Raw genomic sequence first — 14,370 nt, 5'->3', positions numbered from 1 at the left:
AGTTTGTCTAGAAATATAAGTTAAATTTTAGGTGAGTAATGTAAATTTTATCTTTTTTACAATTGGATAGATGAGAATGCGTGTAGGAAAAAGGAGACGTCAGTGTCTCCTTTTCATTCTGCCTTTATTTTAAGTCGTCCCGCCTTCCAAAAGTTGTACAGGTAAATAAGTTTCCAGCGGCAAATCATCGAATTCACCTTCAATGGCTTTTGACAAAATCTCGATCGCCGTCTTGGAAATAAGTTCGATCGGCTGCTGGATGGTTGTCAATTCCGGAAGGATGGACTGAACCGCTTCCGTCCCGTCGTAGCCGATCACTTTTAATTGCCCCGGGATGTCTTTTCTGCGTTTTTTCGCTTCTGTGATGACTGTAGCAGCCATAAGATCATCGCTGGCAAAAATGCCGTCAGCTGCAGGCTGTTCATCAAACAGCTTTGAGATGACTTCCTGGTAATTCTGATGAAATGGAACTTCATATGTAATAGGCTGTCTCCCGTGTTGCCGCATCACATCTTCATATGCTTTTCTGCGAAGATTTGCCGGTGTTTTCAGCTCAATCGGCCCGTTGATATGGATGATGTGCCGGCAGCCTTTTGCAATTAACAGTTCCGTCGCTTTTTTCCCTCCGTCATAATTATCGGAGCCGATGACGGGAATCGTTTCCGATAAGTAATGATCAATGGCGACAATCGGCAGGTTTTGCCGATGATAATTTAAAATCCCCCTGTTGTAAGTCACGGCGATGACGCCGTCCACCTGATTTCGTATCAGCATTTCCAAGTATTTTTCTTCTTTGTCTTTGCGGTGTAAGCTGTTGCAAAGCAGCAGTTTGTAGCCCATGGAAGCGCAGATGCTCTCAATATGAAAGGCCAGTTCGCCGAAAAACGGGTTGCTGGAGTTTGGGATGATGAGCCCTATTAAATTGGTTCGTTTACGAAATAAAGAGCGGGCCAAATCGTTTGGAAAGTAATTGATTTCTTCCATCGCCCTGTACACTTTTTCCTTTGTTTTTTCGCTAATATAGCCGCGGTTATTTAATACCCGCGAAACGGTTGTTGGTGAAACTCCCGCTATTTTTGCAACGTCGTGAATGCTAGGCTTCATTCCCTTGTCCCCCTGCTTTTTACTGAAATGGCTTACAAGTCTCGTCACGCACTTATTTTAGAGAATCGGGCTGATATGTGCAAGGAAATGCCATGATTCTGGGAAACGGACCAATGTGAATGAATTGAAAAACATATGTCAACCGGTTGACATATGAAACCGGTTGACATAGAATTCATTTGAAAGCGCTTTTATTTTATTGATTGATGAAAAGTGGGGGGAAGTGACAAAGATGAAGAGTTGGCTTTTGGGAATTTTATCGTTGTTGCTGATGTTTGCGATGTGGGGCTGCAGCAATAGCAAAAGCGCAAATAGCCGTGGCGGGAAAACGCTTACCGTGTGGGTGCACGTGTCTGACGATAGTGAAGAAGGAAAGGTTTATCAAAAGCGTGTGGACGCTTTTAATAAAAAGTACGCTTCTGAAAATGTCGAGGCCAAAATTGATTTCATCCCCAGAAGCGGAAACGGTGGCGGATATGAAGACAAAGTGAACGCAGCGCTGACTACGAACACGCTGCCGGATGTTATCACTTTGGACGGACCGAATACGGCGGCATATGCGAAATCGGGCGTTATTGCGCCATTGGATGAGTATATCAAAGACCAGGATGATTTGTTGCCAAGCATTAAACAGCAGGGAACCTACCAGGGAAAGCTGTATGCGATCGGCGTCAGCGAATCGTCGGTCGGCATTTACTATAACAAAAAGATGCTAAAGGGAGCCGGCGTTGATTTAGAAAAGCTGCCAACGGTTGATGATCCTTGGACATGGGACGAATTTCTTGAGCTTTGCAAAAAGCTGAAAAATAAATACGACAAACCGGCCATCGATATGCAATTACAGTCAAAAGACGAAATGCTGACGTATGCGCTGTTGCCATTTGTTTGGTCGGCCGGCGGCAATATCCTTTCAAAAGATGGTAAGAACGCGGACGGGGTTTTCAACGACAAACCGACCGTTGAAGCGATGACGTTTATTCAAACAATGCTCAAAGAAGGCTATACGACCCGGACCCCGGTCAAGCAGGCTTTTGAAACGGAAAAATATCCGATGAAAATGAGCGGTGTCTGGACGGTAACCGACATGAAAACGAATTTTCCTAATGTTGATTATGGCGTGATGCCTTATCCCGTTTCCCCAAAAACAAAAAAGCTTATGTCCCCTTCAGGAAGCTGGCAGTTCGCCATGACACAGACATCTGAAAACAAGGAATGGGCGGCAAAACTGGTCGATTGGATGACAAACAAAGATTCCAACCTTGAATTGAGCCGTTCGATCGCCGTGCTGCCTGTGCGTTATTCATCAGAGAAAGTGCTGACAAAAGAATTCTCGGATGAAATGAATGTCTTCATGCAGCAGCTGAAAGAATCAGGGCATGCACGTCCGGTTACACCGGCATATCCGCAGGTGACACGTGCATTTCAGCAAGCGATCGATGACATCAGCTTCTATGATCAGCATCAGGATATTCAACAAGTGCTGGATACGCGTGCAAAAGAAATGCAATCAGCCATTGATAAGGCAAACTAGAAGGTGGAGCCATGAATAAAATTCCGTTGAAAGAAGCCAGACCGGTCTTTCCGCTAAAAAGAGACCCAGCCAATAAAATACGGTGGCGGGACAATGCGGTGGCGTATATATTTTTAGGTCCGGCCCTGCTGATTTTGTCAGTGTTTCTCGTGATTCCTTCGATTATGGCCGTTTACTACGCATTTACAGATTATTATTTGTTAACACCTGATCTGCGCAAGTTTGTCGGTTTTGACAACTTTATCAAACTGTTCAAAGACCCTATTTTCTTGAAAAGTTTGAGCAACACATTGAAATTCGTCGTCATTGTGATTCCGTTACAGATCGGGGCCGCTCTCGGGCTGGCCCTTCTGTTGAATAAAAAACGCAAGGCCAATACGTTTTTTAAAGTCGCATACTTTAGCCCCGTCGTCATGTCGCTTGTTGTCATCTCCGTTTTGTGGCTGTACTTGCTGAATCCGAATGAAGGGATGATGAATAACGTGCTGACGCATTTCGGCCTATCGCCACAGCCGTTTTTGACAAGCCCTAAGCAGGCGATCTTTACGATTGTTGTCGTTTCCGCCTGGCAGGGAGCCGGATTTCAGATGCTGATTTTTTTAGCGGGTTTGCAAAATATTCCCGGGGATGTCTATGAGGCGGCGCAATTGGATGGCATGAATAAATGGCAGCGTTTTATTTATATTACATTACCTTTGCTGAAACCGACGTCGGTTTTTATCTTTATCACGACGCTGATCAGTGCCTTTAAGCTCCTCGTTCAGCCAATGGTTATGACCCAGGGCGGACCGGTCAATTCAACGATGACGGTTGTCTATTATATTTATCAAACGGGATTTACCGATCGGATGGTTGGCTATGCAAGTTCAATTGCGCTCTTGTTTGGCACGATTATTGGATTGGTGACGCTTGCGCAGCGCAAGTTGGTGAAGGAGGATGAAGCCGAATGAGACGGAAATTCGGACCTTTGACGATACTGGAATATATATGTCTTGTTTTGCTGGCGGTTCTGTTTATTTTTCCGCTGATTTGGATGGTCGCTTCATCGATGAAACCGGAAGCTGATATTTACAACAATATGAGCAGCATCAAAGCGTTTCTCCCGTCTTTTCATCCGTCGGAATGGTTTGCATCCTACAGGGAAGTACTGTCACGGTTTGATTTACTGATGTATATCGGTAACAGTTTGTTTTACGGTTTGTGTGTGGCAGCGGGATCTGTCGTCATCAACGGAATGGCAGGCTTCGCATTCGCCAAGCTGCAATTCACAGGTAAAAAGGTGCTGTTTGCTATATTGCTGGCGCTTTTAATCGTTCCGTTTGAAACGATTTTAATCTCGCAGTTTACAATCGTTCATAAGCTTGGACTTGTTGATACACGCCTTGCCGTGATTTTGCCGACGCTGGCCGGGGCTTTCAATATTTATTTGTTCCGAAACTTTTTCATGGCGATTCCGGGAGAGATGATTGAATCGGCTAAGCTGGACGGGGCAAATGCGTGGCAAATTTTCTGGCGGGTTATGCTGCCAATGTCTAAACCGGCTGTTGCTACAGTGGGGACATTGGCCTTTATCGGCAGCTGGAATGACTATATTTGGCCGCTGATGGTTTTGACGGATAAGTCGAAATTTCCGATCCAGGTAGCAATTACAGCCATCAACAACACCGAGCCGGTTTATACGAATCAGGTAATGGCGGTTTTGACGATTTCCACGATTCCGCTGATTCTGATCTACATTGTAGCCCAACGCTACATTTTAGAAGGTCTGGGCGGTTCAGGGACAGGTATCAAATAGATACATCCAAGTCGGGTTAAAGGAGCAAATGAAAATGAAAAGCTCAAACAGTCTGTATTGGAAACTAAGCGCTTATTTTTTCTTTTTCTTTTTTACCTGGTCTTCCAGCTACTCTTTATTTGCGATTTGGTTGGGGCAGGAAATCAATTTAAATGGGGCGGAGACGGGTATTATCTTTTCTGTAAACGCTATCTTTACTTTGTGTATGCAGCCCTTATACGGTTTTATCTCGGATAAGCTCGGGCTAAGGAAAAATATATTATTTATGATTAGTTTGCTGCTCGTTTTTACCGGGCCGTTTTATATCTTTGTCTACGGACCGCTTTTACAATATCATGTCATCCTTGGCGCCATCGTCGGCGGTATTTATTTAGGGACAGCTTTTCTGGCCGGGATTGGCGCCATTGAGACCTACATTGAAAAGGTCAGCCGGAAATATCAGTTCGAATACGGGAGAACAAGAATGTGGGGCTCGCTCGGCTGGGCGGCGGCAACGTTTTTTGCGGGGCAGTTATTCAATATCAATCCGAATATCAACTTTTGGGTTGCGACCCTGTCGGCCGTTATATTGGTGGCCATTATTATATCCGTAAAAATCGAGATGTCGGATGATGAAAGGGAAAAAGCCGATTCGATCCGGTTAAAAGACGTCGGAGGGCTTTTTCTATTAAAAGATTTCTGGTTTTTCATGTTGTACGTGATCGGTGTGACATGCGTGTACGGTGTGTATGATCAGCAGTTTCCGATTTACTACGCGTCTTTATTTCCGACTGCGGCCGTGGGGAACCAGGTATTTGGATATCTCAACTCATTCCAGGTATTTATCGAAGCGGGCATGATGTTTCTGGCACCCTTTATCGTCAATAAGCTCGGCCCTAAAAAAAGTTTGATTTTAGCGGGGCTTTTCATGTCTTTCCGTATTGTCGGCTCAGGCCTTGTCAGCGGACCTGTCGGAATTTCATCGATGAAACTTATTCATGCTTTGGAATTGCCGATCATGCTGATCGCGATTTTTAAATATTTAGCTTCTCATTTTGATACGCGCCTTTCATCCGTTTTGTATCTCGTCGGTTTTCAATTTGCATCGCAGGTGGGTACATCGATTTTTTCGCCGCTTGCGGGTGGTTTATACGACAGTATAGGGTTTCGTCACACCTATCTCATGATGGGAACTTTAGTTCTTTGTTTCACCATTATTTCCATCTTTACCTTATTGGATTCGAAGAAAGGCGCTGTATACACTCAGCACATACAACAAAACAGATATAGAGGGGATGTCACAAATGGATAGAATCCAGAGAGCAGAAAAGGCATTGAAGAAAGCCGAAGAAAAAATAAACGAAAGATATCGATTGGGATACCACATTATGCCCCGGGCGAACTGGATCAATGATCCGAACGGGCTGATTCAGTATAAAGGAGAATACCATGTCTTTTATCAGCATCATCCGTATGATGAGAATTGGGGGCCGATGCATTGGGGCCATGTAAAGAGTAAAGATCTCATTCATTGGGAGCATCTGCCGGTCGCTTTAACTCCGGGCGACGCATTCGATCAAAGCGGCTGCTTTTCGGGGAGCGCTGTCGATGATCATGGCACACTTGTTTTAATCTATACAGGCCATAATGTGATAGATCAAGAGAAAGACCTTTTCTATCAAAATCAAAATATCGCTGTCAGTCAGGATGGGATTGTGTTTGAAAAGCTTCAGCAAAATCCTGTTATTGCGGAAATGCCGGAAGACAGCGCCCGCCATTTCCGCGATCCGAAGGTATGGAAGCATAATGGAAGCTGGTATATGGTGGTCGGAAATTCCTCAAAAGAAAACGTCGGAAGGGTCATTTTATACCGCTCGCCTAATTTGCGGGATTGGGAATACGCAGGCGTCCTCGCTCAAAGCGACGGAAATCTCGGCTATATGTGGGAATGTCCTGATTTTTTTGAATTGGACGGTAAACATGTCTTGTTGATTTCTCCCCAAGGCATCGATGCTGACGGTGACCGGTATCAAAATTTGTTTCAAACCGGCTATTTGGTAGGGGACTATGATGATGAGACGCAGGAGTTTATCCATGGCTCATTTACAGAGCTGGACCATGGCCATGACTTTTATGCAGTGCAAACATTGCTGGATGATAAAGGACGCAGAATAGCGATTGGCTGGATGGATATGTGGGAGTCAGAGATGCCGACGAAAGCGGATGGCTGGTGCGGGGCTTTGACGCTGCCGCGGGAATTGACATTGCGCGATGACCACAAAATCTTGATGAATCCGGTGGAGGAAACCGAGCTGTTGCGGAAAACGGAACATCGGGTATGTGCCAATCAATCGCTGACAGGGAGTTATCTGGCTAAGACAGCTGAAGAGCTGCTTGAAGTGCAGGTCGTGTATGATATAACGGATTGCAGTACGCAAACGGTAGGGTTAACGATTCGGGGGCTGGAAAAGGAGGAGACAGTCATTCAGTATAGTTTAGCCGATCAAAGGCTGACGTTAGACTGCTCGAAGTCCGGAAAAGCAAATGACGGTGTAAGAAGCGTCAGGATTGAAGCGGGAGAGAAACTTGCTCTGCGGTTATTTATTGACAGATCTTCTATTGAAGTATTTGCAAATAATGGTGAAGCAACGATGACAAGCCGCATCTATCCGAAAGAAGGCAGGCTGGGAATCGAGCTGTTTTCTGAGAATGGCGATGTTAGAATTGAAAAATTTATCTATTGGACGTTAAAAGATATTTGGAAAGGCGATGGATCGCTTGAATAGAATATTTTGGAATCGGTGAGACGCTCATTGATTTTATCCCAGCCCAAAGCAACTGCTCTGGACATTGGAGCCGGATTTGAATGCATTGCCGGCAGAGAGCCTTTGAATGTGCGATTGCTGCTGAAAATTCGGTGCGCAGCAGTCATGCTGACGAAGGAAGTTTCTAACGATCATTTTGGCGGTTACGTCATCGGCGTTATTGAAGAAAAAGGGGGAGATACTGCCTATATCGTTCGAAGCGATGACGGTGAAACCGGACTGAGCTTTGTAACTGCAGCAAGTCCAAGAAGCTTTCATTTTTACCGGAAAAATGCGGCCGATTTGCATGAGGTATACTCGGAATGTATCACAAAGGGGATATCCTTCATTTTAAATCAGCTTGATATAATAATTAAAAAAAGCAGGCCTTTTCACCCTGCTTTTTTTGTTTATATTCTAAGCTTTATTTTTTTGAAAGAAGTGAACAGAAATAAAAATAATGGGTAAATCATTACGTTAAACTGAAAATAATTCGATACACTTTCATTGCCATTACCATCTACCACATTCTTAGAGAAAGATAGAGAAAATAATTTTATAAAGAATATCATTAACAAATCAAATAAAAATGAAACAAATCCCAGGTATAAAATACATAAAAGCCCTCTCAAAATCAGATTATAAAGGAAACATTAAAAATATCAGGATAAGATTATTTAAAATGTTTCCATGTATTGCTTTTTTAAAGTTATCACATGTTATTTTTTACCAGGGGATTCTTTTGTTAAATACTTTATCGGCTTCGTAAGAAATTGACTATCATAGAAATTCTCTTATCCAGTTGGAAAATGGCTTTTCATTTTGGGATTATGCCCTTTCTTCAAACAACTTCGCAATTTCCAAGACAACATTCACAGCCTTCACCATATTGTCGGCGGAAATATATTCGTATTTGCCGTGGAAGTTTTCCCCTCCGGTAAAGATATTCGGGCAAGGGAGCCCCATATATGACAGCTGGGAGCCGTCCGTTCCGCCGCGGATTGGTTGGACGACAGGCTCGATGTCCAAGTTTTTCATCGCCTGATAGGCAATATCGACGATCTCTTTGACCGGTTCAATTTTTTCCCTCATGTTGTAGTATTGGTCATTCATATCGACAGTGATGCTGTCTGCTCCATATTCAGCTCTCAGTTCATCAGCGATTTTTTCGACCGTCGCTTTTCTCTCGTTAAAACGGTCTCTGTCAAAATCTCTGATAATATAATGCAGCTTTGTTTCTGACACATCTCCGTCGATGGAAAGCAGATGATAAAAGCCTTCATAGCCCTCTGTAAATTCGGGAGCTTCATTTTCCGGCAGTCCGGCATTGAATGTCATTGCGATTTTGGCGGAGTTAACCATCTTTCCCTTCGCCGTGCCGGGGTGGACGTTTGTCCCTTTGCACGTAATTTTCGCTGCGGCAGCGTTAAAGCTTTCATATTGCAGTTCGCCGAGGGGGCCGCCGTCAACTGTATACGCAAATTTCGCATTGAAGGCCTTCACATCAAATTTGTGCGGGCCGCGGCCGATTTCTTCATCAGGCGTAAACGCGACCCGGATGTTTCCGTGTTTGATTTCGGGGTGATTGATTAAATATTCCATCGCCGTCATGATTTCTGCGATGCCGGCTTTATTGTCGGCTCCGAGAAGCGTCGTTCCGTCTGTTGTGATCAATGTGTGCCCCTTATAACCCGTAAGCTCGGGAAATTCTTCGGGAGATAAGACGACGCCGAGCCCTTCATTGAGGACAATGTCTTTTCCGTCATACTGTTCGATGATCTGCGGATTGACATTCTTTCCGGTAAAGTCAGTCGCTGTATCGACATGGGCCAAAAAACCGATTGTCGGTACTTGTTTGTCCGTATTGGCGGGAAGCGTCGCCATCACATAGCCATTCTCGTCGATCGTGACCTCTTCCATGCCGATTTTCTTTAATTCTTCAACTAGCATATTGGCGAGTGTCAGCTGGCCCGGTGTGGAAGGAGTAGTTTCACTATTTTCATTTGACTGTGTGTCGACCTTTGCATATGAAGTGAGTCGTTCAATCAATTTGTTCTTCATGTTTCCTTCATCTCCATTTGTTGGTTTTATCATTATCTTATCACTCCTGATCGAGCAATGGGATGCCGAAATCTTTTGCTCTTCCTTTTATAGAAAAATCTAGTATAATAGATATAAATGGTTCTATCGGACGGGGTAATATGAACTATCTTTTGAGAAACTATAAACAACAGCTGTAAGGAGAGTAAAGAAATGGCGAAAGGTTTTACTAATGAAGGCGCAAAATGGGAGATCGCACATTCCTTTTGGATATTGTTCACATGGGTTCCATTTGCGTTTCTAAGCTGGTTTGCATTTATTTATATAGGAGCGCGGACAAAGCAGAAAAAGTGGCTTCTTGCCGGAGTCGCCTATGCGGCGGTTGTCCTCTGCACCGCCTTTACGGCCAGAACGCTCTTTTTCGATTTGGCCATGAAAATGCTGCTCATCGTTTGGGTCATCTCGATTATTCATGCATTTAAGATAAGGCCGGAATTTTTGGTTCGCCTGGAAGCTGTATATCAGATTAAACGGTCGGAAATGAACGAGCTTCGCCAAGAGCTAGAAAATGAGAATTTCCCGAAGCCGTCCGGGCAAAATCGATCTTCTCGAGTGACGCTTACAAAAAAATGAACAGGACGTTGTTGTTCAGAGATGTCCGCTGCTAGCGGACATCCCCTTTTAAAGGAAACACGATCTGCAGCCGGGTCCCGCGCCCAGGCTCGCTGAAAATGTCAATATCACCTTCGTGAGCGTAGATGATCTGCCTGGCAATGGTCATGCCCAACCCGGTTCCCGAGGTATTTGAAGAGGCGTTTGTTCCTCTGTAATAGCGATCAAATAGATGCTCCAATGTTTCCTTTTCCATGCCGATGCCGTCATCTTCTATGAGGATCGTTACATGATGCGGTTCATGTAAAATACTGACCTTTATTCTTGTATCGGGCGGATTATGCTTGATGCTGTTGGCGATCAGGTTTTCCAATGCGCGCTGCATGTATTTTTCATCCATATAAAACGCAATTACGCTTTTGTTCGACTGAAAATCGAAATGTTTATCTTGGGATTCGGGTAAGCTTTTCAGTCCGGATAATGTTTCTCTTAATAAGCCTACTATGTCTTTTTCTTCCTTTTGAATCGGAAGGGCATCATTTTTCAAGCGAAACGTGAGATTGAATTCTTCTATTAATTCTTCCATATACTCTACCCGCTCTTGCATAATGTTTGCGAAGTCCCGTACTTTTTCCTGATTCCATTCATGTTTTTCAGATGATAAAAGAATGGTATAACCTTTAATGACGGACAGCGGCGTTTTTAAGTCATGTGATACGCCTGTCATCCATTCTTCGCGTGTTTGTTCCAGCTTTTCGCTTTCAGCCTTGTTTTTCTGAAGGATTGAGGTAAGGTTGCTCATTGCGTTCATTAGTTCCTGGTATAGTTTATATCCGGGTTTCTTCTTTTTCTTTGGAATGAAAGAAGACAATACCGGTTCAGCATATGTTCCCTTGGACAGGTTTTCAATCCATGAAACAATATAAAGCAATGGCGCACCAAGCTGTTTTCCGAAGTACAGGGCAACAATGATCCCCATAACGATCATAGAAAGAATCCATAACTGGTTTGTCCAATAAAGAAACGGGTTGTCAGCTTTAAATGGTTCACCTAAAATCCACGTTAATGTCTGATTTTCTTTCGTATCAAACCATGTTGATAGATGAAAGCCTTTTTTAGCGGGGTAGACATAATCTGAGACAAGTTCACCTGGAATATAATGCTTTGGGATATTGTCCGGTTTCTGATATGAATAAAGCTCGTTCCCCTCTTCATCAAGGATTTGCAGCCACATATTGTATTGCTTTAAATGGCTGATGGTATCATCTTCAATGGATATTTTCCCGTCGTTCAAAGATGTTTGACGAACAACACTTGATAAAGAAAGCGGAGAGCGATGCGTCTCTTTATCATTCAGAAAAAAAGTGAAAAATAATGTGCTGATGATGAATAAAGCGATACAAATGACGATCAGGAGAATAATCCGGGATATGAAGTGAAAAGCAATACGTTCTCGTAACTTCATTGCTCTCCACCTGTTGGGTGATCTTCAAAAATATAGCCAAGTCCCCTTACCGTTTTAATCCATTTTGGCCGGCTCGGGTCTTTTTCAATTTTTTCCCGGAGCCGGCGTACATGAACCATGACCGTACTGTCGCCATTGTAAAATTCTCCCCAAACATCCCGGTAAATCTTTTGCTTGCTTAAGATTTGATTGGGGTGGTTGCTAAAATACAATAAAAGCTTAAATTCCTGAGCCGGACACTCGATCCTTACTCCATCAACAATGAGTTTTCCTGATGTTTTATCAACTTGAAAATCTCCAAAGTCATAAGACGATCCGGACGTTGGGGGTGTAAAATCTTTATATCGTTTCAGCTGGGCTTTTACACGGGCAACGACTTCCAGAGGGTTGAAAGGTTTTGTAATGTAATCGTCTCCCCCATAGCTGAACCCTTGCAGTTTATCTAAATCAGACGTTTTAGCTGTAAGAAAAAGAACGGGGATATTGGTAAATTGGCGGAATTGATTGCAAAGGGTGAATCCATCTGAATCCGGCAGCATGACGTCAAGCAGTACGATATCCGGCTGCTGTTGTTTTAACAGATGGAGCGCTTCCTCTCCATTTTTGGCATTTAAGACATCTGAGAACCCCTCATTTTCAAACACCACGTTTAATAAATCTAAAATGTGCTGGTCATCATCAACGATTAACACTTTAAATTCTCCAAAAGAATGATCCATATTATGACCTCCATTAATGATACGCCTTCATTTTTACATGAATGAGCATGTAAAGGAAGTTATGCAGGGTTAAATTTAAGCGATGTTTAAATTTCTTAAAATTAAGACTTCTAAATAGTAGCCCTTCATATGAGTAGAACATCATCCCATTTTCCTCATTCTTTCAGCTCTCTGATTGAGAATGTTAACAATGATTAAGAAGAATATTTTAATTATAACTCATATTCACCTAAAAATATTCCAATTTTAGAAGATAATGATATATTTGTATTACACTAAATAGGAGGTGAAAAACATGAGTAAAGAAAATATTGTTCTTTCTTGGAAAGATCCTCTATCCCGCGAAAATAATCTGCAAAATCCGGCAGGAAATCCATTTACAGAGCTTGAAGAAGCTCAAATGGATAAATTAGCCGGCGCAGGTGATATGGAGGCTGCATGTACATGGACATTGCCTGGCGGAGGCGGTGTATGTACAGTCACTTCTGAGTGCATTTGCTAATTTCATCATTTTCATATTGCCAAAGGCTGTTTTTCTTAAATAAGAAAAACAGCCTTTTTATATGTTTGTTTAGGTAATGTTCAGGAAGAGTTTAAGGCGCATTAATACAAATGAGTCTATGATGAAGGTGAGGTGAGGAACAATGGTACAAAATATTGTATTAACAAAAAATTTAACAAAAAAATTCGGAAAACAAACATCTGTTAGCGGTTTAGAGATGAGCATTGAAAAAGGACAAATATATGGATTCCTAGGGCCGAACGGCGCTGGAAAAACGACAACGATCAGGATGTTACTAGGATTGATCAAGCCTACAGAAGGCGATATTCAGCTCTTTGGTCAGGATATCCGCAAAAATCGTCTGCAAATCTTGCAGAGAATCGGCTCACTCGTTGAATCGCCATCTTATTACGGAAATTTAACCGGAAGGGAAAATCTTGAGGTGATTCGCCGGGTGCGTGATTTGCCTGAAGCGCGGATTACGGAAGTTTTGGAGATCGTTCGTCTGACAAAGGTAGCTGATCGATTAGCGAAAGAATATTCGCTTGGTATGAAGCAAAGATTGGGGATTGCCGCTGCTTTAATGAGCAAGCCCGACCTCTTGGTGCTGGATGAACCGACAAATGGACTGGACCCTGCCGGCATTCATGAAATCCGGGAGCTGATCAAGGAATTGCCGGATAGATATGGGATGACCGTTCTTGTATCCAGCCATTTATTGAGTGAGATTGACCAAATGGCGACACAAGTGGGCATTATTATGAATGGAAAGCTCATTTTTCAAGATGATATCGAAGCTTTAAGGAAAAAACAAAAACCACTCCTGAAAATTGGAGCCAACAATATTCATGAAGCCCAATCGATTATTCAAAACCGGGGGTTGCATGCGAAGCTTCAGGAAGGGAACTTATGGATTGCTGAAACATCGCCTGAATTTGTTTCGGAAATTAACGGAATGCTGGTTAAGTCGGGTGTCTCTGTTTACCGATTGGAAGAAGTCAAACGTTCTTTAGAAGACATCTTTCTGGAACTCACAGGTACGGAGGGAAGTTTATGAGACAAGTGTTGCGCGGTGAGTCTCTGAAACTGAGGCGTTCATCTCTGTTTATCGTCGTCATCTTAGTCCCTCTTGTTGTTCTTGCATATGAACTCTTGAATTTAACTTATCGGGGCGAGTATGTCCAAAAGCAAGCCGAGATGTTTAAGGCGTCCTCGATGTGGCAATATATGCTGTTTGATAACAGTATGCTGTTTGGGCTGGGGTTTCCTTTAGCTGTAACAATTATTGCCTCAATCATTGCAAATATAGAGCACCAGACAAATTCCTGGAAACAAACGCTGTCTCTGCCTATATCAAAAGTAAGGATTTACTTGAGCAAGTATATTTGGCTTTTTAACAGCCTGCTCTTAACGACAACCTTATTTGCAATAGGCATGGTGGTACTGGGAAAGGCTTTGGGATTTGAAGAACCGATACCATGGGGGCTTTTATTCGGCGACAGTTATGTCATGCTGCTTACGGCTCTGCCGATTATGTCTTTTCAATTATGGCTGTCTATTACATTTAAAAACCAAGCATTTTCAATTCTCATCGGCACAGTCAGCTCAATTGTTGGTTTGTTTTTAGCCGCCGGAATAACAACGCGGTGGTTTCCGCTTGCTTACCCCAGCCAGTCATCGACCATCATCTTGCAATATGAGGGTTTGGGGATCAATCCGGATCTATCCGCTTTTGTTGTGATTAATGTTTTTGTCGGACTGATGCTGCTGATCGTTGGCGCCCTTCATTTTAAAAAGCGAGACGTGCTGTAGGAGGAAC

14 protein-coding genes are annotated in these 14,370 nt (G+C 43.2%); 10 read left to right on the top strand and 4 right to left on the bottom strand.

Translation table 11 applies throughout. The features are described 5' to 3' along the window. Window positions 1-129 precede the first annotated feature (129 nt). A complete protein-coding gene (locus RBH91_RS21655; RefSeq protein WP_076759832.1) occupies window positions 130-1,104 on the bottom strand; it encodes a LacI family DNA-binding transcriptional regulator in 975 nt (324 codons plus the stop codon). A gap of 232 nt (window positions 1,105-1,336) precedes the next feature. On the opposite strand from RBH91_RS21655, the gene RBH91_RS21650 reads away from it, so the two are divergent. The 6 genes from RBH91_RS21650 to RBH91_RS21625 are packed head-to-tail and all read left to right on the top strand — an operon-like array spanning window position 1,337 to window position 7,681. Next, window positions 1,337-2,635: an ABC transporter substrate-binding protein gene (locus tag RBH91_RS21650; RefSeq protein ID WP_307892907.1), complete on the top strand. Its 1,299-nt coding sequence runs from the start codon at window positions 1,337-1,339 to the stop codon at window positions 2,633-2,635. A gap of 11 nt (window positions 2,636-2,646) precedes the next feature. Continuing rightward, a complete protein-coding gene (locus RBH91_RS21645) occupies window positions 2,647-3,585 on the top strand; it encodes a carbohydrate ABC transporter permease (RefSeq protein WP_076759827.1) in 939 nt (312 codons plus the stop codon). Continuing rightward, the gene (locus RBH91_RS21640) at window positions 3,582-4,430 is read left to right on the top strand and encodes a carbohydrate ABC transporter permease (protein WP_307892906.1); all 849 of its coding nucleotides are present in this window, start codon (window positions 3,582-3,584) and stop codon (window positions 4,428-4,430) included. Before RBH91_RS21645 ends, RBH91_RS21640 begins: the two co-directional genes overlap by 4 nt. A gap of 34 nt (window positions 4,431-4,464) precedes the next feature. After that, entirely contained in the window at window positions 4,465-5,721 is a 1,257-nt protein-coding gene (locus tag RBH91_RS21635; RefSeq protein ID WP_307892905.1) for an MFS transporter, read from the top strand. Then, entirely contained in the window at window positions 5,714-7,195 is a 1,482-nt protein-coding gene (locus tag RBH91_RS21630; protein WP_307892904.1) for a glycoside hydrolase family 32 protein, read from the top strand. Before RBH91_RS21635 ends, RBH91_RS21630 begins: the two co-directional genes overlap by 8 nt. Before the next feature lie 27 nt (window positions 7,196-7,222). After that, window positions 7,223-7,681 carry a carbohydrate kinase family protein gene (locus RBH91_RS21625; protein ID WP_307892903.1) on the top strand — a complete coding sequence of 153 codons (459 nt, stop codon included), beginning with the start codon at window positions 7,223-7,225 and terminating at the stop codon, window positions 7,679-7,681. A 360-nt stretch (window positions 7,682-8,041) separates the two neighbouring features. Here RBH91_RS21625 and pepT read toward each other — a convergent pair whose 3' ends face one another. Continuing rightward, window positions 8,042-9,274: a peptidase T gene (pepT, locus tag RBH91_RS21620; RefSeq protein ID WP_307894824.1), complete on the bottom strand. Its 1,233-nt coding sequence runs from the start codon at window positions 9,272-9,274 to the stop codon at window positions 8,042-8,044. 192 nt (window positions 9,275-9,466) lie between these two features. Here pepT and RBH91_RS21615 point away from each other — a divergent pair, with 192 nt between their 5' ends. Beyond that, the gene (locus RBH91_RS21615) at window positions 9,467-9,886 is read left to right on the top strand and encodes a hypothetical protein (RefSeq protein WP_307892902.1); all 420 of its coding nucleotides are present in this window, start codon (window positions 9,467-9,469) and stop codon (window positions 9,884-9,886) included. Window positions 9,887-9,917: 31 nt separating this feature from the next. Here the strand turns inward: RBH91_RS21615 and RBH91_RS21610 are convergent, their stop codons facing one another. Both RBH91_RS21610 and RBH91_RS21605 read right to left on the bottom strand, forming a co-directional pair. Beyond that, window positions 9,918-11,330, bottom strand: a complete 1,413-nt coding sequence (locus RBH91_RS21610; protein ID WP_307892901.1) for a sensor histidine kinase — start codon at window positions 11,328-11,330, stop codon at window positions 9,918-9,920. Next, complete coding sequence (locus RBH91_RS21605) at window positions 11,327-12,049, bottom strand: response regulator transcription factor (protein WP_307892900.1); 723 nt, start codon at window positions 12,047-12,049, stop codon at window positions 11,327-11,329. The genes RBH91_RS21610 and RBH91_RS21605 overlap by 4 nt, the downstream gene beginning before the upstream one ends. Window positions 12,050-12,344: 295 nt before the next feature. Between RBH91_RS21605 and RBH91_RS21600 the strand changes: the two genes are divergently transcribed. The 3 genes from RBH91_RS21600 (at window position 12,345) to RBH91_RS21590 (ending at window position 14,363) form a co-directional block, all read left to right on the top strand. After that, window positions 12,345-12,551: a plantaricin C family lantibiotic gene (locus RBH91_RS21600; protein WP_148959126.1), complete on the top strand. Its 207-nt coding sequence runs from the start codon at window positions 12,345-12,347 to the stop codon at window positions 12,549-12,551. Between the two features lie 142 nt (window positions 12,552-12,693). Further along, window positions 12,694-13,608, top strand: coding sequence for an ABC transporter ATP-binding protein (locus RBH91_RS21595; protein ID WP_076759799.1), 915 nt, complete (start codon window positions 12,694-12,696; stop codon window positions 13,606-13,608). Continuing rightward, window positions 13,605-14,363 (top strand): ABC transporter permease, encoded by a 759-nt coding sequence (locus RBH91_RS21590; RefSeq protein WP_076759797.1) that lies wholly within the window; start codon window positions 13,605-13,607, stop codon window positions 14,361-14,363. The genes RBH91_RS21595 and RBH91_RS21590 overlap by 4 nt, the downstream gene beginning before the upstream one ends. The last annotated feature ends 7 nt before the right edge of the window (window positions 14,364-14,370 follow it).

Source organism: Bacillus swezeyi (assembly GCF_030908325.1).
GTDB classification, from domain to species: domain Bacteria; phylum Bacillota; class Bacilli; order Bacillales; family Bacillaceae; genus Bacillus; species Bacillus swezeyi.
The sequence above is the reverse complement of the archived record's forward strand: the minus strand, read 5'-3'. Positions and strand labels throughout refer to the sequence as shown.